At 47.1% G+C, this 18538-nt stretch carries 19 protein-coding genes; 18 read left to right on the forward strand and 1 reads right to left on the reverse strand.

The window, feature by feature from the left end; translation table 11 throughout:
- Positions 1-70 precede the first annotated feature (70 nt).
- Together BMW94_RS17240 and BMW94_RS17245 are read left to right on the forward strand one after the other, a co-directional pair.
- Positions 71-697, forward strand: coding sequence for a DUF1405 domain-containing protein (locus tag BMW94_RS17240; RefSeq protein ID WP_064640765.1), 627 nt, complete (start codon positions 71-73; stop codon positions 695-697).
- Positions 698-763: 66 nt separating this feature from the next.
- Positions 764-1633, forward strand: a complete 870-nt coding sequence (locus BMW94_RS17245) for a sporulation protein YpjB (RefSeq protein ID WP_175480745.1) — start codon at positions 764-766, stop codon at positions 1631-1633.
- 106 nt (positions 1634-1739) lie between these two features.
- Here the strand turns inward: BMW94_RS17245 and BMW94_RS17250 are convergent, their stop codons facing one another.
- Positions 1740-2609 carry a YitT family protein gene (locus tag BMW94_RS17250; protein ID WP_063566789.1) on the reverse strand — a complete coding sequence of 290 codons (870 nt, stop codon included), beginning with the start codon at positions 2607-2609 and terminating at the stop codon, positions 1740-1742.
- A gap of 174 nt (positions 2610-2783) precedes the next feature.
- Between BMW94_RS17250 and BMW94_RS17255 the strand changes: the two genes are divergently transcribed.
- The 16 genes from BMW94_RS17255 (at position 2784) to BMW94_RS17330 (ending at position 18331) form a co-directional block, all read left to right on the forward strand.
- Positions 2784-3113, forward strand: coding sequence for a nucleotide pyrophosphohydrolase (locus tag BMW94_RS17255; RefSeq protein ID WP_024630636.1), 330 nt, complete (start codon positions 2784-2786; stop codon positions 3111-3113).
- Positions 3114-3165: 52 nt separating this feature from the next.
- On the forward strand, positions 3166-3690 hold the full coding sequence (locus BMW94_RS17260) for a tetratricopeptide repeat protein (RefSeq protein WP_091000264.1): 525 nt from the start codon (positions 3166-3168) through the stop codon (positions 3688-3690).
- 81 nt (positions 3691-3771) lie between these two features.
- Positions 3772-4575, forward strand: coding sequence for a 4-hydroxy-tetrahydrodipicolinate reductase (gene dapB, locus BMW94_RS17265; RefSeq protein WP_091000265.1), 804 nt, complete (start codon positions 3772-3774; stop codon positions 4573-4575).
- A 49-nt stretch (positions 4576-4624) separates the two neighbouring features.
- Positions 4625-5065 (forward strand): methylglyoxal synthase, encoded by a 441-nt coding sequence (mgsA, locus tag BMW94_RS17270; protein WP_024630633.1) that lies wholly within the window; start codon positions 4625-4627, stop codon positions 5063-5065.
- Entirely contained in the window at positions 5062-5763 is a 702-nt protein-coding gene (gene bshB1 / locus BMW94_RS17275) for a bacillithiol biosynthesis deacetylase BshB1 (protein WP_091000266.1), read from the forward strand. Before mgsA ends, bshB1 begins: the two co-directional genes overlap by 4 nt.
- Before the next feature lie 101 nt (positions 5764-5864).
- The gene (gene bshA, locus BMW94_RS17280; protein ID WP_091000267.1) at positions 5865-7025 is read left to right on the forward strand and encodes an N-acetyl-alpha-D-glucosaminyl L-malate synthase BshA; all 1161 of its coding nucleotides are present in this window, start codon (positions 5865-5867) and stop codon (positions 7023-7025) included.
- An 83-nt stretch (positions 7026-7108) separates the two neighbouring features.
- Complete coding sequence (locus BMW94_RS17285; RefSeq protein WP_254790270.1) at positions 7109-8407, forward strand: CCA tRNA nucleotidyltransferase; 1299 nt, start codon at positions 7109-7111, stop codon at positions 8405-8407.
- Complete coding sequence (locus BMW94_RS17290; protein WP_091000268.1) at positions 8394-9371, forward strand: biotin--[acetyl-CoA-carboxylase] ligase; 978 nt, start codon at positions 8394-8396, stop codon at positions 9369-9371. Before BMW94_RS17285 ends, BMW94_RS17290 begins: the two co-directional genes overlap by 14 nt.
- Positions 9372-9700: 329 nt before the next feature.
- On the forward strand, positions 9701-10576 hold the full coding sequence (gene panB, locus BMW94_RS17295; protein WP_091000269.1) for a 3-methyl-2-oxobutanoate hydroxymethyltransferase: 876 nt from the start codon (positions 9701-9703) through the stop codon (positions 10574-10576).
- Positions 10573-11469, forward strand: a complete 897-nt coding sequence (gene panC, locus BMW94_RS17300) for a pantoate--beta-alanine ligase (protein WP_091000270.1) — start codon at positions 10573-10575, stop codon at positions 11467-11469. Before panB ends, panC begins: the two co-directional genes overlap by 4 nt.
- A complete protein-coding gene (panD, locus tag BMW94_RS17305; RefSeq protein WP_091000271.1) occupies positions 11462-11845 on the forward strand; it encodes an aspartate 1-decarboxylase in 384 nt (127 codons plus the stop codon). Before panC ends, panD begins: the two co-directional genes overlap by 8 nt.
- A 93-nt stretch (positions 11846-11938) precedes the next feature.
- The gene (locus BMW94_RS17310) at positions 11939-12586 is read left to right on the forward strand and encodes a tetratricopeptide repeat protein (protein WP_091000272.1); all 648 of its coding nucleotides are present in this window, start codon (positions 11939-11941) and stop codon (positions 12584-12586) included.
- 142 nt (positions 12587-12728) lie between these two features.
- A complete protein-coding gene (gene dinG, locus BMW94_RS17315; protein ID WP_091000273.1) occupies positions 12729-15590 on the forward strand; it encodes an ATP-dependent DNA helicase DinG in 2862 nt (953 codons plus the stop codon).
- Between the two features lie 224 nt (positions 15591-15814).
- Positions 15815-16468: a redox-sensing transcriptional repressor Rex gene (locus BMW94_RS17320; RefSeq protein ID WP_091000274.1), complete on the forward strand. Its 654-nt coding sequence runs from the start codon at positions 15815-15817 to the stop codon at positions 16466-16468.
- Positions 16455-17759 (forward strand): amidohydrolase, encoded by a 1305-nt coding sequence (locus BMW94_RS17325; protein WP_091000275.1) that lies wholly within the window; start codon positions 16455-16457, stop codon positions 17757-17759. The genes BMW94_RS17320 and BMW94_RS17325 overlap by 14 nt, the downstream gene beginning before the upstream one ends.
- Before the next feature lie 41 nt (positions 17760-17800).
- Positions 17801-18331, forward strand: a complete 531-nt coding sequence (locus BMW94_RS17330; RefSeq protein WP_091000276.1) for a cell wall elongation regulator TseB-like domain-containing protein — start codon at positions 17801-17803, stop codon at positions 18329-18331.
- Positions 18332-18538: the final 207 nt, after the last annotated feature.

Here is an 18538-nt window from a genome sequence, read left to right on the forward strand (position 1 = left end):
TTTTTTGAGGCGTTTTTCGCAAAACCTATCTTTGGAACGCAGAACACATATGATGGAAGGGGCAGAGCCTGTGGCTTTATCATACTTTTGGAGCCGGGAATTTCTAACAAACCGCTATTTCCTGTGGCTTCTTTTTTGGTGTAACGCATTAGGAACAGTATATGGATACATATGGTACGGGGATCAATTGGAGTATACGCTGGCACAGCAACCACTATGGCAAATTGTGTTTGTGCCGGACAGTCCGACGGCGAGTCTGTTTTTTACACTATCGTTGTTGTGGATATTGTACAAGCCGAAATCGATGCTTCTGAATCGGATTGGACATGTTATACAGGCGCTTGCTGTGGTTACTTCGGTAAAATACGGCGTTTGGGCAGTCTCCATCATTTTTGCTGGCTGGATGCAGGGGGGCGCACAGAACTGGCAGGATTGGATGTTAATTGCGTCGCATAGCGCCATGGCTATTGAGGCTCTGCTGTATGTGCGGTTCTTTGGGTTCCGTTGGGGTGCTCTGGTGATCGCTGCATTGTGGACGCTGTTAAACGATACGATGGATTATACCTATGACATCTTCCCTTGGCTGCCCGCATCGCTGATGGACCATCTGGATGGGGTACGCAATTTCACCGTTGGACTGACGCTAGTGAGCATTCTCTGTGCATGGCTTGCCTTGAGACAGGCCAAACGGACCTGATTTCCTCATGTAAGCTTGTTCTAAGGAACTCCGGCCCGCCATACATTGATGGTGGGAGGGATGTCCATGAAGAGAACGTTCAGGATCAAAACTGGATTTATGGTGGTGTCGTTCATGACTCTACTGTTCTGGACGAACTTGTCATACAGCGTATCAGCGGAAAGTACAGGTGCGAACGGAAATACAGATCAGCAAGTATCAGCCCAAAATTCCATTGAGCAATTAAATGAAGAAGCGGCCCTGCTGTATCGACATGCCTTGGAGAATGATATTGAAGAGGTTAGAGGCAGTATTTTGCGAATCAGTAAAGGTCTGGAGCATATATCCTTTGAGGGTCAGACGACAGTAGAAGGCATTCATGCCCTATCCGAGACCATTGTTGAAGTGAAAGAAGCTGCGGTCAGGGTGAAAAGTGATGATGCATCTCTCCAGCACGCCTCTGCCAAACTTCGACTTGCGGCAGACAGTCTCGCCAACCCGGCCAAACCTTTATGGCTCCAGTATTATAAAATCGTAAAAAATGATATTGATGCGCTATCAACCGCGGCAGATCAACAGTTAAGTTCGGCAATAATAGCAAGCCGCTACGCCTTGCTGGAGGAGCATTACGAGACGATCCGGCCTGCGGCGATGATCCGCCGTGAACCTTACGAGATCGCCCAACTGGACGCCTGGTTGTCTCATACCAAGGGTCTGACTGCGGCCAAGCAGACTGACATCGCACAATTGAAGAGTATGGTAACCCACGGTGAAGAGCTGGTGAACCAGTTGTTTGGTCGGGAAAAGGACGAAAGTGCCTTCGTACCGTTTGTTCAGGGGCCCAATCGCAGGGCAGCCGGATTGCTCATTACTTCCATAATCATAGCAACGCTAAGTTATGCGGGTTATCGTAAATATCGGGCACAGCAACAAGGGATTTTTCCTTTTCGGCGTTAAACCATTACTGTTATCACGATATGACAAAAACCTCTATCTGCAAGGAAGGCCAACCCGTGGCTCTTCTCTTGGGGAGAGAGGTTTTCTTTTTTGTACAAGTATAAAATCAACTTTCCTTAAACCCTTCTCCATGTACATCATGCACATCGCTAATAATAACAAAAGCTCTAGGATCAACCGAACGCACAATCGTCTGCAATCGTCGGAATTCCTGCCTGGAGATGACACAGTAAGCAACATGCTTGGCCTGTTTCGAGTACGCACCAATAGCGGGTATGAGTGTTACACCGCGGTCCATATCACGGGTAATCAAATCTGCAATTTCGGGTGCATGGTCACTGATGATCATAAATGCGCGAGCCGAGTAGGCTCCTTCCTGAATGAAGTCGATCACTTTAGAAGCGATAAACACAGCAACAAGGGTATACAGTATTTTTTCTTTGGGAATGTAGACGAGGGAGATCCCAATAATGATGAAATCGATACCTAATAGTACACGTCCCATACTCCAGCCATATTTTCGATTAAGAATGCGGGCAATGATGTCAGAGCCACCTGTCGTTCCGCCCCAGCGGAATACGATGCCAAGGCCTGCCCCCAGGGTAACTCCAGCGTAAAGCGCTGCAAGTAAAAGGTCATTCTGGGTATGCAGTGGTTCAATCCAGCCAAGATGAATCATTTTTTCAAATAACCACAGAAACACCGTAAGCGCTCCAATACCCACGCCCGTATAGATCATCTGTCTACCGCCCAAAATCTTGAGCCCCACCAGAAAGAGCGGAATATTAACAACCAAGGTTGTAAGCGAAGGAGAGATGTTGAACGCATAATTCAGCAGGACCGTAATCCCGGTTACGCCGCCTTCCATGAGCTGGTTGGGGATGATGAAGTACAGAAGTCCAAAGGCATATAATGCCGTACCCAATAGGATGGGGAGAATCAATTTGAATTGAACCCAGGTTTTGGAAGTGCTCATAAGTTCCCTCTCCATTTTACAAATTAGAATGAGAAAGCAATCATTCGCATCTTAGTATACCTGTTTATCGATTCTTTAAAAATGATTTGTCGTTTATGATGGTGGAAGTGAATCTAAATAACTGATATATTAGGAACAAATACGACACAATTTCAAAAAGGGGAATTCGTTCTCATGGAGAAAAGCATTGCAGAAATGCAGCGTGAGGTTGATCTGTATATTTCTCAGTTCAAAGAAGGATACTTCAGCCCGCTGGCCATGCTCGCCCGTATGTCTGAAGAGGTGGGAGAGCTTGCAAGGGAAGTGAATCACGAGTTCGGTGAAAAACCGAAAAAATCTTCCGAAGCAGACAATTCCATTGAGCTTGAGCTCGGGGACATTTTATTTATCACGATTTGTTTTGCTAACTCTCTGGGGATCGATCTGGCTGAGGCGCACGACAAAGTCATGCATAAATTTAACACACGCGATGCAAATCGGTGGACGCCAAAAAACACCGATTAGGCGTAGATTACATATGCTGTACCATCACCTCAATGAGGGAGGGACAGCTTGGATGATGACACCGGAAGAGTATATGCAGCATGCGTACCGCTGTATTTTGCAAAATGATTTTGAGCAGGCGATTCGTTGGTTCGAATCTGCTATTAATGCTCACCCGGAACATGCGGAGCTCTATTATCGTTGTTCCATTACACATGCTCGCAGTCAACACCTGGCTCCAGCGCTTGAATATGCGCGTAAGGCTGTTGAACTGTCACAAGGAACAGAGGAGTATGTTTTGCATTTACAGACCCTGGAAGCCAAACAGATAAGCCTTCAGGCCAAGGTGCTGCTTGAGCAGGCCGGAGACGGAACGCATGAACGATATGTGCAGGCGGCCGATCTGCTGAAACAGGCAGTTAAACTTGACCCGTTATATGTGGAAGCGCATATCATGCTTGCTCTTGCTTACAGCGATCTGAATGAGTTCGACCTTGCAACCCGTTCCGTTCGTGACGCATTGTTGCTGGACCCGCAGAATGATCAACTGCATCTATTGTTACAGGATATTAAGCAGCGTATGAAATCCATTCAATAAGATGCCATTTCATAACGAAATGGATATCGGTTGAAAAGGATTCAACCAAACGAACCAACATAGTGAGGAGATGCAGTCAAGATGAGTGAAGTAATAAGAGTTGCCGTAATCGGAGCGGCTGGCCGGATGGGCCGTGAAGTAGTGAAACTGGTGCTTCAAGATCCTGAACTGGAGCTCGCCGCAGCGGTCAACCGCTCCGGAGCAGGCACGGATGCCGGAACACTTGTCGGTCTGCCCGAATGTGGGGTGCTTTTGACCGATGATATCGAGATGGCTTTTGCAGAGACTAAACCACAGGTTATGGTGGACTTTACAGTCCCTCAATATGCCTTTGCCCATACAGAGATTGCCATTCGTCACGGAGTAAGACCAGTTATGGGTGTTACCGGCTTTACGCCGGAGCAGATCGAACAACTGGACAAGCAGTGTCAGGACAAAGGCATTGGAGGGTTGATTGCCCCGAACTTCTCAATCGGTGCTATTCTGATGATGAGATTTGCCGCACAGGCTGCCAAACATATGCCGAACGTGGAGATCATCGAATATCACGGGGATCAGAAGCTGGATGCTCCTTCGGGTACAGCAATCAAAACAGCCGAGCTAATTGCAGCAAACCGTGAGGAACTTCGTCAGGGCAATCCGAATGAAGAAGAGACGATCGAAGGATCGCGTGGCGGATATTATAATGGATTCCGAATTCATAGCGTACGGTTGCCGGGAGTATTCGCCCAGCAGGAAGTGGTATTTGGAGACTTTGGCCAATCCCTCAAAATTCGTCATGACTCCTATGAACGTGCAGGTTATATGCCTGGTGTTAAGATAGGTGTACAGAAGGTTATGGAATATACAGGACTCATCTACGGATTTGATCACTTTATCGACTAAAAGAGGTGGTTCAAAAAGTTTTTTGAACACACACTAAAAGGAGATTGTCATGTTGAAAATTGCATTTATTGCCCATGATCGCAAAAAAGAAGAGATGGTTAACTTCGTGACAGCCTACGAAAATGTATTTACAGACCATCAACTATACTCGACAGGTACAACAGGTCTTCGCATTATGGAAGGAACCTCATTACAGATCCATCGGTTTGAATCCGGTCCACTGGGCGGGGATCAACAGATCGGAGCCTTGGTTGCACAAAATGAGATGGATTTGATTATTTTTCTGCGTGATCCATTGATGGCACAGCCGCATGAACCAGATATTAACGCTTTGCTGCGTCTGTGCGATGTACAGGGGATTCCGCTTGCTACGAATATTGCAACGGCAGAGATTCTCGTTAAAGCGCTCGATCGCGGTGATTTTGGCTGGAGAGAGCTTGTACATAAATACAAGCCTGAGGGTGGATTGAATTCGGGTGATGCTCAATGAGTTTGGACATTCTCATATTTGGTGCACACGCGGATGATGCAGAGATTGGCATGGCAGGAACCATTGCCAAACATACTGCAGCAGGACTGAAAGTAGGCGTGTGTGATCTGACCCGAGCAGAGATGTCTTCCAACGGGACGGTAGAGCGCAGAGCCGAGGAAGCGGAGCAAGCCTCCCGCGTCCTCGGTCTTTCGTGTCGAGACAATCTCGGTTTGCCTGATCGGGGGCTGTATATGACTCCTGAACACATCGAAGCTGTGACTGCCGAGATACGCCGTCATGCCCCTCGAATCGTGTTTGCGCCATATTGGGAGGATCGTCACCCGGATCATGTGATGTGCAGCAAGCTGGTGCAGGAGGCTGTGTTTAATGCCAAGCTTAGAAACTATATGCCGGACATGCCCGCATTTCAGGTAAAAGAATTGTATTTTTACTTCATTAACGATATCGGACCCACGGATTTGATTGTGGATATTACGGAACACTATGAGCAGAAGGAAAATTCATTGCTCAGTTATCGATCTCAGTTCGAATTGGGAGAAGGCGCAGTTGCAACTCCCTTGACTCAAGGATATATTGAACGTGTGAAAGCCCGGGATTCTTTGCTCGGACAGCGGAGCCTTATTCCATTTGCAGAAGGATTCGCTAGCATTACACCATATGTAGTTCATCAATTTGGCCAAGCAGCCAAGTCATAAAACGATCGAACTTGCTCGTATAAATAAATCATTTATCAATTGCATTTCCGTTGCATTACATCAAACCTGCACACGCGGGAGATTAAAGGAGCGTCCACCGGATGGATCAAAAGCTAAAAATCGGTATTACCTGTTATCCGTCCCTCGGAGGGTCTGGCGTTGTCGCAACGGAGCTGGGCAAATTGCTTGCCGAACAGGGTCACCAGGTTCACTTTATTGCTAATAGTATCCCGTTCAGACTGGGTACATTCCAGAAAAATATTTTTTATCATGAAGTTGAGGTCAACGATTATTACGTCTTCCGTTATCCGCCATATGACTTGTCATTAGCCACGAAAATGGCGCAAGTAGCCAAAGCACAGCAACTGGATCTGCTGCATGTACATTATGCTGTGCCACATGCCGTCTGTGCTTTTTTGGCAAAACAAATGGTTGGTGAGGATTTAAAGGTGGTTACAACGTTACACGGAACAGATATTACCGTACTGGCACAGGATGAGTCTTTGAAAGATTTGATTCGTCTTGCCATTAATGAGAGTGATGCGGTTACGGCCGTATCCCAGGATTTGATTCGTGAAACGGTTGAGTTGCTGGATATAAGACGTCCAATCGACCTGACCTATAACTTTATCGATAAAAGAATTTATTATCCACGTGATGCAGCAAGTTTACGTAGAGACTTCGCAGCACCTCAAGAAAAAATACTGATGCATATCTCCAATTTCCGTCCTGTGAAGAGAACACAGGATGTGGTAGAGGTGTTCCGTCAGGTACAGGAGCAAGTGCCAGCCAAACTGTTATTTGTTGGAGAAGGACCGGATTTGCCGAAGATTCAATGGAAGATTAATGAGCTTGGACTGAATGACAAGGTTCATTTCCTAGGTAAGCAGGATGATATTGCTCAAGTCATTTCGATGGCTGATGTGCTTATGCTGCCTTCGGAGAAAGAAAGCTTTGGACTCGTGGCACTCGAAGCCATGGCTTGTGGTGTACCTACCATTGGATCACAGGCAGGGGGGATCCCTGAACTGGTATTGCACGGCAAGACCGGGTTTTTGTCTCCAATCGGCGACACGCAATCGATGGCGGAGAACACGATTCGTTTGTTGACAGACGACCGTTTGACAGCGGACTTCAGAGAAGCATGTTTGAGACGGGCCCATCATGATTTCTGCAACGATGCCATTCGGCATGAATATGAACAAATATACTACCGGGTGCTCGGACGTGAAGTTCCGAATCTGAAGCCGGTTTGTGGCTGATTGTCAGATAGGTTTGTTCCATCGCGGAAAAATATATCTGTGTAAGCCACACCAAGCAACACGTAGTTATGGGGTGAGAGTAAGTGGTTCAATGGACACAGGTAGATCATGAAATGGCAAGACAAAGTGAACAGGTGCTGCGGACATTAAATGAAAAAGGGTACGAAGCCTACTGGGTCGGTGGTTGTGTGCGTGATGAACTGCTGGAACGTAGCGTGGATGATATGGATATCACCACGTCCGCTTCCCCTGAACAAGTCATGGAACTGTTCCCGGATTGCATTCCTACGGGCCTCCAGCATGGAACGGTTACTGTACGTTCAGGAGGTTTTTACTTTGAAGTTACGACCTTCCGCACTGAAACTGAATATAAGGATAATCGAAGACCCGCTGCCGTTCAATTTGTGCAGGATGTCAAAGAAGATTTGCAGCGGCGAGACTTCACAATGAATGCTCTCGCTATGGATCGTGACGGAAATATCGTTGATCCTTTTGGTGGACAATCGGATATTCAGGATGGACGGGTCAGATGTGTGGGATCGGCGACAGAGCGCTTTGGTGAAGATGCGCTGCGGATGCTTCGGTGTGTTCGTTTTGCTTCGGTATTTGATTTCAAAATTGCCTACAACACCTGGAAGGGGCTAGTTCGACAAAAGGATCTGCTTCAACATATCGCCATGGAAAGAGTACGTACCGAAATGGTGAAAATGATGGCAGGCCCCCATCCACTGCGCGGTCTGGAATTGCTGTTTCGCAGCCAGGCACTGGAGCATGTGAAGGCACCTATCTCCATGGAGCGATTCAATAAAGCCCTCATGTCCAATATGGAACAATTGTTGGAAGAAAACGTTTTATTGCGCTGGTCCATAATGCTGATTGCAGGCCATTATACCAGGGATGAAGCAGATGTTTTACTTCGAAAATGGACGTTTTCTAATGACGATCGTTCCCGCATTAATGGTGTTCTCCAGGTCGAACAGTTGATCCAGACTGTCGTACAGGAGCAGAAGGATCAAGAGACACTGCGATCAGAATGGATCGTAACTGTGCTGTCTTGCGGACGTCAGGCAACGGAGGACTGGCTCATTATTCAACGTCTTCTTCCAACAGGCTGGCGAAATCAAGAGGTTCTGCACGAAGAACAGATCGTGGTAATACAATCCCAAGGTGCTGCATGGAGTCAATCCATGAAGGTGCATGAACTGAAAGATCTGCATATTACGGGTGAGAACGTTCTGCAGCTGCTTGGACGCAAGGGTGGACCATGGCTGGGACAACTGATGAAACATCTCTTAAGAGAGACTGCGATCGGAAATATAGCGAATCAGCATGACATGCTGACCAACGAAGTAAAGCGGGTGGCTGCAAATGACAAAGCATGAGGAACTGTTACATATGTTGCTGAATGCCGAAGGAGAGTTTGTGTCCGGCGAAGAGATCAGTCGCAACCTTTCCATTAGCCGAACGGCCGTGTGGAAGCACGTAAACAAACTGCGTGACATGGGTTATGAGTTTGAGGCCGTATCTCGCAAAGGGTATCGGTTGGTCACAAAACCGGACAGTATCGACGCTACAGCGCTTCAGCTGGCACTGGAAACGAAGGTATTTGGTCGGAAGTCGATCATCCTAAGTTCCACGTTGTCCACCCAAGGAGATGTACAGCACATGGCTGAACAGGGGCAGGGCGAAGGGGCAGTGGTTCTGGCAGAAGAACAGACGGGTGGACGAGGTCGCTTTGGCCGTAAATGGTTCTCCCCACCTGGACGAGGCATCTGGATGAGTGTTCTAATGCGTCCGGAGCTTGCCCTGCAAAATACACCACAGCTTACGTTATTAGCGGGTGTGGCGGTGTGTCGTGCCATTCGGTCATATACAGGTGCTGATGCCGGGATTAAATGGCCTAACGATCTTTTAATTGATGGTCGAAAGGTATGCGGAATTCTGCTTGAATCAACCGTTGAAGACCATGAATTACGTTACTGTATCGCAGGCATAGGCGTGGATGTGAACTTCGATCCCAAGGATTATCCGGAGGATTTGAGTTCAATCGCCACTTCACTTAAGATGGAGACCGGACAAACGATAGACCGAACCAAACTTGCAGCGGCCATTCTCTCGGAATTGGAGCGTTTGTATTTTTTGTATCAAAAGGAAGGGTTCGGTGTGATCTCTTCGCTGTGGGAAGCTTTGTCCGTATCCATAAATCGTGAGATTAAGGTGGCTAATCCTCAGGGCATCATCGAGGGTACAGCCGTAGGCCTTGATCCTTCTGGTGCATTGATTTTGGAGAAGAAAAACGGTGAGCGTGTATCGGTATACTCCGGTGAAGTTTCGTTGGTAAATTAAACAATTTGTCGAATTTACACCGTTAAAATGAACATAAGACGTGAACTTTGGGCAGAACTTTGGTATACTGTGTTCGTGAGGCGATATCGGCTAATGCAGACCGAATTGCACTCCGGCAGTAGTATGCTTTGTTCTGCTTCAAATTGTTGCAGTGACAAGGCAGCAATGGTAATAAAGTGAGTTGTTGGATTCTGCTCTGAGCCGAAGAGGACCGAGACAGAAGGGACGATCGCAAGTGACTCTTTTTTGACTTTTCGGGACTTTTTAGTGGAAACTAAAAGGTTTTTTTGTTGTGTTTAAATGAAAAGATGAGAGGAGCCATGACGAAAATGGCAAACAAATCAGCGTTGAATATTGTGAAAATGAAAAAATATAAGCAGGACGGCGTACCGCTTAGCATGATTACAGCTTACGATTATCCTACAGCCCAATTGGCCGAGGAAGCAGGTATCGATTTGATTCTGGTTGGTGATTCACTGGGAAACGTGGTATTGGGTTATAACTCCACCTTGCCTGTTACGATTGACGATATGGTGTACCATACACGCTCTGTCGTACGTGGTGCGGGAAATACGTTTATCGTAGCTGATATGCCCTTTATGACGTACCATGGCAGCCTGGACGAGACGCTCAAAGGGGTTCGTCGCCTGATGCAGGAAGGTCATGCACAAGCGGTCAAGATGGAGGGCGGTCTTGAAATCGCGGATACGGTAAAAGCAGTTGTGCAAGCCGGTGTACCTGTACTTGGACATATCGGACTTACACCGCAATCCGTGAATCAAATTGGCGGTTATCGTATTCAGGGCAAGGATGCTGCAGATGCCAAACGGCTGATGGACGAAGCCAAGGCGCTTGAAGCAGCTGGAGCTTTCGGCATTGTACTCGAACTGGTTACGGAAGAAGTGGCAAGAGCGATCTCGGAAGAACTTTCTATTCCCACGATTGGTATTGGCGCAGGTAGAGGGTGTGATGGTCAGGTACTGGTATTCCATGATGTGGTTCAGTATGCTTCCCCATACACGCCAAAACGCTTCGTTAAATCGTATGGAGACGTAGGTACATTGATTCGCAATAGCATCGAGTCCTATGTGAAAGAAGTCAAGGATCGCTCATTCCCGGCAGAAGAACATGTATTTAACGCTGCTGATGGCGTTCTGGATCAATTGTACGGACATTGCAAAGAAAAGGTGGAGACGAACGCATGAAAGTGATACGGACAATCGCAGAATTAAGACAAGAGCTTAGCTTGAAACGTCAGTCGATTCAGTCCAGAGAGTCCGTTGTAGGACTCGTGCCTACGATGGGATTTCTTCATGAAGGCCATGCAAGTTTGATGCAAGCGGCCAAACAACAGAGTGATATCGTGGTGTTGAGCATATTTGTAAACCCAATTCAATTCGGTCCGAATGAAGACTTTGACAGTTACCCTAGGGATGAAGCCAGAGATGTGGAAACTGCACGAGCAAAAGGGGTGGATATCGTATTTATTCCCTCCGTTGAAGAGATGTATCCACAGCCTACACAAACGACCGTATCGGTTTCCCTCTTAACAGATCGCTTGTGCGGAGCTTCTCGTCCAGGGCATTTTGACGGAGTGACTACGGTCGTGTCGAAGCTCTTTAACATTGTACAACCGCAGCGTGCATTTTTTGGCATGAAGGACGCACAGCAGGTAGCTGTGATCCAGCAGATGGTTAACGATTTGAACATGGCGGTTGAGATTGTGCCTTGTCCTATCGTTCGTGAAAGTGATGGCTTGGCGCTTAGTTCGCGCAACGTGTACCTCAGTTCAGAACAGCGTCAGGAAGCTCTTGTTCTGTCCAAGGCACTGCGTGAGGCACAGGAAGCTGTAGATGCAGGTACAGCGATGACAGCAGCGGATATCCGCGGTATATTGCGTCAGAACATTGAACGTTCACCCATGGCTGTGATTGATTATGCTGAAATTCAGGCGTTTCCAAGCCTGGAGCCACTTGCGGATCAGGAAAAAGTTCATGGTCGTGACGATCTGTTGATCGCACTTGCAGTAAAATTCGGCAAAACAAGATTGATTGACAATATAAGGCTGCAAAAATCGGAGGTTCTGTCCCATGTTTAGAACACTAATGAAATCCAAAATTCACCGGGCAACCGTTACAGAAGCAAACCTGAACTATGTGGGTAGCATTACCATTGATGAAGATCTAATGGAAACTTCCGATCTGATGGAAAATGAGAAAGTGCAAATTGTGAATAACAACAATGGCGCACGTCTGGAAACCTATGTCATTCCAGGTCCACGTGGAAGTGGAGTAATCTGCTTGAATGGAGCAGCAGCTCGCCTTGTACAGCCTGGAGATACCGTCATTATCATTTCATATGCAATGATGTCTCAAGAAGAGGCAAATCATCACAAGCCTACCGTTGTATTTGTGGATGGACAGAATAAACCTGTGCAAACGATGAAGCATGAAGTTCATGCGACGATTATGTAATCGACTGGTAAGGGGAATGAAATCGACCCATTCTACAAAAAATGAGTACAGGTCACTGCACTAATCCATTTTTTCAAGGGTGGGGATGCATCGATGTTCCAGCATGTTTTCGCAGAAATGAACGACATGTTAGATGAAATTATCAAGCGCTACCCTTCTGCTGAAGGCCTAAACAAACAGGAATTGCTGCAAAAGTGGAATTTGCTGAAGCGGATGAGTGACGGGATGATTGATGAGTGGCTGATGTTTGAAGAAAAAATGAGCCAGGTAAGGGAACGGGATCTGGATAAGCCCGCTTCCCTCGAACCTGAACAGGAAGCTGTTACCGCGCTGCCAGAACTGCACCTGGAGTGTTTCAGTCGTGGACAGGGGTATTTCAAACTGCAAATGTACCCGCAGGCGATTATGCAATTTTCCAGGGTTGTGACCGACTATCCAGAAAGTGCATTAACTCGTTTTTACCTGGCACTTGCTCATCTTAACCTGGAACAAACCGACGAAGCAGGAATACACTTGCAGTGGATCATGCATCTGAACGGTTCGCCGAGATTGAAGGGGCTGGTATGTAATGTCCTGGGCTGTATTGAGGCCAAGCTCGCAAACCCTGAAGGTGCATGTACACTATTTGCGCAGGCGCTTCAGTATGACCCGACGTTGACCGAACCGCTGTATAACATGGAAGCCTGTCGATTAAACAGCGGAAAATTGCAATATGCAAATCAGCTGACTGCCTTAAATTAAGGGCTATTCGGCGGCATAAAGACGGTGTTCCCTCCTCTGGCATAGCGGAGGGGACACCGCCTTTTTTGTCAGTTAATTTTCAAATGCCCCTTTTTTTGCTATGCTGTAACATAGACTGGAATGGAAGGGACCGTACATTGCAATGAAATTTGCCGTATTGGATTTCGAAACAACCGGCACGCAGTCCGACGGTGAGATAATACAGGCCGGACTTGCCATCATAGATCATGACTACAGCATAAATCAAATATATAGTTCTTATGTGAACCCAGGTGTACCGATTCCTCCGTTTATTACGGGGTTAACCGGTATTACGGATGAAGATGTGGCGGATGCTCCCTCATTGGAAGAGATGATGATGGAGATGGTTCCGCTGCTCGACGATGTGGTTCTTGTTGGACACAATGTTGCTTTTGATTTTCATTTTCTTCAAAATGCACTCGATCGATGCGGTTATCTGCCGTTTACCGGACGGATTCTGGATACAATTGATTTTCTGAAGATCTCGTTCCCGTCACTGGGCTCTTATCAACTCGGTTATGTGTCTTCAGAATTCGGATTTCAGCATGACCGCCCTCATCAGGCTGACAGTGATGCTCTTGCAACAGCCTTTGTACTACTGAAGTGTCTCGATGAGCTGCGTGCATTGCCTCTGATCACGATTCAGCGCCTCAGTGACCTGTTTGCACCGGAAGACAGTGACTTGGGTTGGTTCTTCGATGGAATGCGTTCTGAGAAGGAAGCAGAGCCGATTCAGGATCTGGATGGTCATACGTATTACCGCCAGCTTGCGCTGAACGTGAGTGACTGGACCGATATAGGTTCGCCACGTGATGAGCGGGAGGGTAATCCGCTGGAAGGCGTAAGTTTTGAGCAGTTTATGGACCAGGTTAGAGATAACCTGAAGGAGACGCTGGACCATTATGAAGAGCGTGAGGCGCAAACTCAGATGTTCAGCAGTGTACGACAAGCTTTGGATGAAGAAAAACATCTCTTGATTGAAGCTGGAACAGGTACAGGTAAATCACTTGGTTATTTGCTGCCTGCCATCTATGAAAGTGTGAAACAGGAACAGAAAGTCATGGTCAGCACACATACCATCAACCTGCAGGAGCAATTGAGAGAGCGGGATATTCCTATGCTGACCCAAGTGATTCCGTTCCCGTTTAAGGCAGCGGTGTTTAAAGGACGTGGGCATTATTTGTGTCTGCGTAAGTTTGAGCACAAAATCAATAAACGTGAATTTGCTACACCTAAAGAGGATTACTTTACAGCGGCTCAGATGATTGTCTGGCTTACTCAGACGGAGACTGGAGACGACGAGGAACTTAATCTAAGCGGGCGCGGAGGAGACTTCTGGGAGACGGTACAGAGCGAGTCTGAGTCCTGTCTTGGACGTTCCTGTCCTTGGTTCCGCAAATGTTTCTATCACCGGGCCAAACATGAAGCCGGACTGTCCGATATCGTCATTACGAATCATTCGAAATTATTTACGGATGTCAAAGCAGCACATCAGCTGCTGCCGGCCTACGAAAGTCTCGTCATCGATGAAGCACATCATCTGGAGGATGTAGCAGGTAAGCATCTTGGTCTTCATATGAAATATTTTACCTTGGTTCATACATTGACCCGACTGTTTAAAGATAGCCGTAATGGCCAACTGCCGATGCTTCGTTCTCAATTGTCGGGTCATGAAAATTCGGTACAGTGGGGCTCCATGATTGATCAGATGTTCCCGCTTGCTGTTGAAGTCAAGGAGATGTGGGATCGATTAAGCGATACACTGTTCGGACTGCTGCCTGAGCGCAGCGATGCTTCTCCAGGGGAGACAGGACAATTCTCGCTTAGACTGAAGCCTTCGCAAAAACCAGCCAAATGGCAGGAATTGCAGGATGCTGAAAACCAAATTTATGTCACCCTAGGTGATTTGATTCGTAAAGGCGACAAGCTGCTGCTTGAAGTGAAAGAAGATCAGGACGATTATCAGTCCGATAGTCTGATTACGGATATCTCAGGTCTGCTCAAGGATTTGGCAACAATCAAGGATAACCTGCGTTTCTTCATGCGCATGGATGATGCCAATACCGTGTACTGGATGGAGGCCAGCGGCCAGTTCCGCAGTAAATCACTGCAGCTCTATGCTGTTCCTGTCGATGTCAGTGCCCAATTGAAGGATATGTTCTTTGATAAAAAGAAAAGCGTTGTGCTTACATCGGCTACGCTCTCCGTTGACAAGTCATTTCAATTCATGATTGAACAGCTGGGCTTGCAGGAGGCTGCCGAGAATAACCGTCTGTTAACGTCCATGCTGCCGTCACCGTTCAATTATCGAGAACAGGCCCTGCTCGTCATTCCGCGTGACTTCCCAAGCGTGAAGGGCAGTGTAGGCGATGCCCACTTTGTGGATATGCTCGTACACTCGCTTGCGGAAACGGCTATTGCCACTCGCGGACGCATGATGGTGTTGTTCACCTCCTACCGCATGCTGCGCCAGGTCTATGACCCGCTCAAGGAGGCCTTGTCTGGCAATGATATCTCTTTGCTTGGGCAAGGGGTGGACAGCGGCAGCCGTTCCAAGCTTACACGTCGGTTCCAGGATGCGAAAGCAACGGTGCTTCTTGGCACAAGCAGCTTCTGGGAAGGGGTGGACATTCCTGGAGAGGCACTGACCTGTCTTGCAATTGTCAGATTGCCATTCCAGCCTCCGAATCATCCATTAGTCGAAGCGAAGAGTGAGCTTTTGCAGCAGCAGAAAAAAAATCCGTTTATGAAGCTGTCCGTGCCACAAGCCGTCATCCGCTTCAAACAGGGATTTGGCAGACTGGTTCGTACAGGCAAAGACAGAGGCATTGTGATTGTATACGATACACGCGTTATTGAAGCGTATTATGGCAAGTACTTTTTATATTCATTACCTGGTCCCAAAATGGAGCACATGCTCACCGAGCAGATGGTTCCACGTATTTCGGAATGGCTCGAGAGACCGACCGAAGAGCAACAATAACAGATACGCTCTGTAGCTTCCGTTATTGCATGACGCCACTGATTGGCAGTAAAATTGAGTAATATCATTTATTCGTTATATGGATATACGAGTAAAGCAATTAAAGCAATTATCCATTTATAACAAGGAGCATCCTGTTTAATTCAGTAAGCATTTTGCATCGTTTTAGACAGGGTGCTCATCTTTCATCTATCTATCGTGGCCTTGGTAAGGGGGAGCAATGAATGAAATCAGATAAAATTTCGGAAGCCGTGGTGCGTAGATTGCCTGTTTACTTGCGTTATTTGAATGAACTGCATCAGCGCGAAGTCAATACGGTTTCTTCACAAGAACTTGGACTGAGGTTGGATTTGAATCCGGCGCAGATTCGTAAAGACCTGGCTTACTTTGGAGACTTTGGTCGTAAAGGGATCGGGTATGACGTTTCATATCTCATCGAGAAAATTCGCCATATTCTAAAAATAGACCAGCAGATCAATGTGGCTCTTGTGGGAGCAGGTAATTTGGGACAAGCTTTATCCAATTACAATGCTTACCTCAAAGACAACATGAAGATTGTCGCTATATTTGATGCCTACGGTCCGAAGATTGGGAGTCAAATCAACAGTCTGACGGTGCAGCCGATGAATGAATTAACGGATTCGGTCAAAAAAGATAACATTCGCATTGGTATTATCACGGTTCCGGATACGGAAGCCCAAAATGTTGCGGATCAACTGATTGAGTCGGGAATTGAAGCAATTCTTAACTTTGCGCCAACGATCCTGAAGACCCCGCCGCATATTCGCATTCATCATGCTGATTTTACGACGGATCTGCTTAGCTTGGCTTATTACTTGGAGAATGGAAAGGACGACGAGGAAGATGACGACAAATAGATGGGTAATTCACAACGGCAAATTTGCGGTGAGTGAAGGCGCCAATTGGAACGTGGTTCAAGGCTTTATGGTTGTTGAGAATGACAAGATTGTGCATATTGGTGAGACATTGCCGGAAGGAGACGAAAGTCTGACAAAGGTGGACGGAAAAGGACTGTTCTTCTTGCCGGGTCTGATCAATACGCATGGTCACGCTGCTATGTCGCTTCTGAGAGGCCATGGAGACGATCTGGCGTTACAAGTATGGTTGCAGGAGAAAATGTGGCCCATGGAAGCCAAAATGACGTCTGAGGACGTATATTGGGGCACATCCCTATCCGTGCTTGAAATGTTGAAAGGCGGAACAACAGCTTTCCTGGATATGTATGATCATATGGATCAGGTGGCGAAAGTGGTGGAACAATCCGGCGTTCGGGCTGCGCTGGCACGTGGGGTAATCGGACTTTGCTCAGAAGAAGAACAGCTGCGCAAGCTCGAAGAGTCCGCAGCATTTGCTCGTCAATGGAATGGACAGGCAGACGGAAGAATTACAACCGTAATCTCTCCACACGCCCCTTACACTTGCCCTCCGGATTACATAGAGAAGCTGGTACAGGTTGCTCATGACCTGAATCTGCCTTTGCATACGCATATGTCTGAAACGCTTCGCGAAGTGGAGCAGAACGTGGCTGATTACGGACTGCGTCCGGTTGCCCATCTGGAGAAACTAGGATTTTTCTCCCGTCCATCTCTGGTTGCACATGCGGTACATCTGAATGATGAAGAGATCGAGATTCTCGCAAAGCATGATGTAGCAGTGTCCCACAATCCAGGCAGTAACCTGAAATTGGCTTCGGGTGTTGCACGTGTGCCTGATCTGTTGAAAGCTGGCGTAACCGTGTCCCTGGGAACAGACGGACCAGCAAGTAACAACAATCTTGACATGTTTGAAGAAATGAGACTGGCTGCCTTGATTCACAAAGGGGTGTCCGGTGACCCTACTGCAGTGCCGGCAGGGGAAGCACTTCTGCTTGGAACTTCATATGGGGCCAAATCTATATTCCTGAACAATACAGGCGCTCTGCAAGTTGGCATGAAGGCTGACTTCATCGCGTTGAACATCGAGCAGGCCCATTTCTATCCGCATACAGATCTGATTTCCCATACGGTCTACTCGGCATCAGCCAAAGATGTGGAGCATGTGTGGGTGGATGGTAAACAGGTGGTTAAACATGGCGAATGTCTTACGATGGATGAAGAGCGCATTCTGCGTGAGTCTCAGCTGGCATTTGACAGTTTGCTGGCCCGTTAATTACAAGGACAGCAGCGTCATAGGGAAAGGAAGTTCGGCTTTTGAAGAAAAAAAAGAAGTGGATATGGATTTCGCTGCTGCTCCTGGTTCTGATTCTGTTTGGACTTCAGAGTTATTATGCCTATGTTACCCAGGATCAGCGCAAGGAAGAGGCGTTGGCCATACAGGCGGCCCAGGAACAGCTGGGGATCACGTCCCACGAAGAGCTGCGTAAGTATGTATGGGGACAGAAAGACGGCGGAGACAACATCTACTGGACCCTGATCGGCAAAAATAAGGATAACCAGGATGTCATGGTGTGGATCAAGTTTGACGAGAATAACAAACCTGTGACGGGAGCCAATGCGGTGCACAGTGAACTGTTGAAGAACGGCATGTCTGAAGCCCAGATTCGAAATCGGTTCAGCTCTGAAGTTCCCGGTGGAGAGATCAAACGAATCATGCCAGGTGTTGTGAATGGAATCTATGTATGGCAAGTGTATTACAATGATGATACTCACAACTATTATCGGTTTTACCGCTTCAGTAACGGGGAACAGGTGGATCTGGTCTATACGATCCCAAATAGCTAGAATTAGCATAAATACTATCGTCCAAAAGAATACATTAAAGAACCGGCAGACGGAAACCCGACTGGTCCGGTTCTTTGGCGTACTTTGTTGATCATTTTGGATTTGAATAGTTAAAATTAATAATTTATTCATATTTTCGCCTTAGATATTGTATATACGATGTGATATACTCAAATATGTATTCAAGGATACATCATACACAAATAA

Source organism: Paenibacillus sp. OK003 (assembly GCF_900109515.1).
GTDB lineage: Bacteria > Bacillota > Bacilli > Paenibacillales > Paenibacillaceae > Paenibacillus > Paenibacillus marchantiae.

What these genes read in the sequence shown, in the direction of transcription:
- BMW94_RS17245 (WP_175480745.1), top strand. Translation starts at nt 764, where the DNA reads ATGAAGAGAACGTTCAGGATCAAAACTGGATTTATGGTGGTGTCGTTC.
- BMW94_RS17320 (WP_091000274.1), top strand. Translation starts at nt 15,815, where the DNA reads ATGAAATCAGATAAAATTTCGGAAGCCGTGGTGCGTAGATTGCCTGTT.
- mgsA (WP_024630633.1), top strand. Translation starts at nt 4,625, where the DNA reads ATGTTGAAAATTGCATTTATTGCCCATGATCGCAAAAAAGAAGAGATG.
- BMW94_RS17325 (WP_091000275.1), top strand. Translation starts at nt 16,455, where the DNA reads ATGACGACAAATAGATGGGTAATTCACAACGGCAAATTTGCGGTGAGT.
- panC (WP_091000270.1), top strand. Translation starts at nt 10,573, where the DNA reads ATGAAAGTGATACGGACAATCGCAGAATTAAGACAAGAGCTTAGCTTG.
- dapB (WP_091000265.1), top strand. Translation starts at nt 3,772, where the DNA reads ATGAGTGAAGTAATAAGAGTTGCCGTAATCGGAGCGGCTGGCCGGATG.
- BMW94_RS17255 (WP_024630636.1), top strand. Translation starts at nt 2,784, where the DNA reads ATGGAGAAAAGCATTGCAGAAATGCAGCGTGAGGTTGATCTGTATATT.
- panD (WP_091000271.1), top strand. Translation starts at nt 11,462, where the DNA reads ATGTTTAGAACACTAATGAAATCCAAAATTCACCGGGCAACCGTTACA.
- BMW94_RS17310 (WP_091000272.1), top strand. Translation starts at nt 11,939, where the DNA reads ATGTTCCAGCATGTTTTCGCAGAAATGAACGACATGTTAGATGAAATT.
- bshB1 (WP_091000266.1), top strand. Translation starts at nt 5,062, where the DNA reads ATGAGTTTGGACATTCTCATATTTGGTGCACACGCGGATGATGCAGAG.
- bshA (WP_091000267.1), top strand. Translation starts at nt 5,865, where the DNA reads ATGGATCAAAAGCTAAAAATCGGTATTACCTGTTATCCGTCCCTCGGA.
- BMW94_RS17260 (WP_091000264.1), top strand. Translation starts at nt 3,166, where the DNA reads ATGATGACACCGGAAGAGTATATGCAGCATGCGTACCGCTGTATTTTG.
- BMW94_RS17290 (WP_091000268.1), top strand. Translation starts at nt 8,394, where the DNA reads ATGACAAAGCATGAGGAACTGTTACATATGTTGCTGAATGCCGAAGGA.
- panB (WP_091000269.1), top strand. Translation starts at nt 9,701, where the DNA reads ATGGCAAACAAATCAGCGTTGAATATTGTGAAAATGAAAAAATATAAG.
- BMW94_RS17250 (WP_063566789.1), bottom strand. Translation starts at nt 2,609, where the DNA reads ATGAGCACTTCCAAAACCTGGGTTCAATTCAAATTGATTCTCCCCATC.
- dinG (WP_091000273.1), top strand. Translation starts at nt 12,729, where the DNA reads ATGAAATTTGCCGTATTGGATTTCGAAACAACCGGCACGCAGTCCGAC.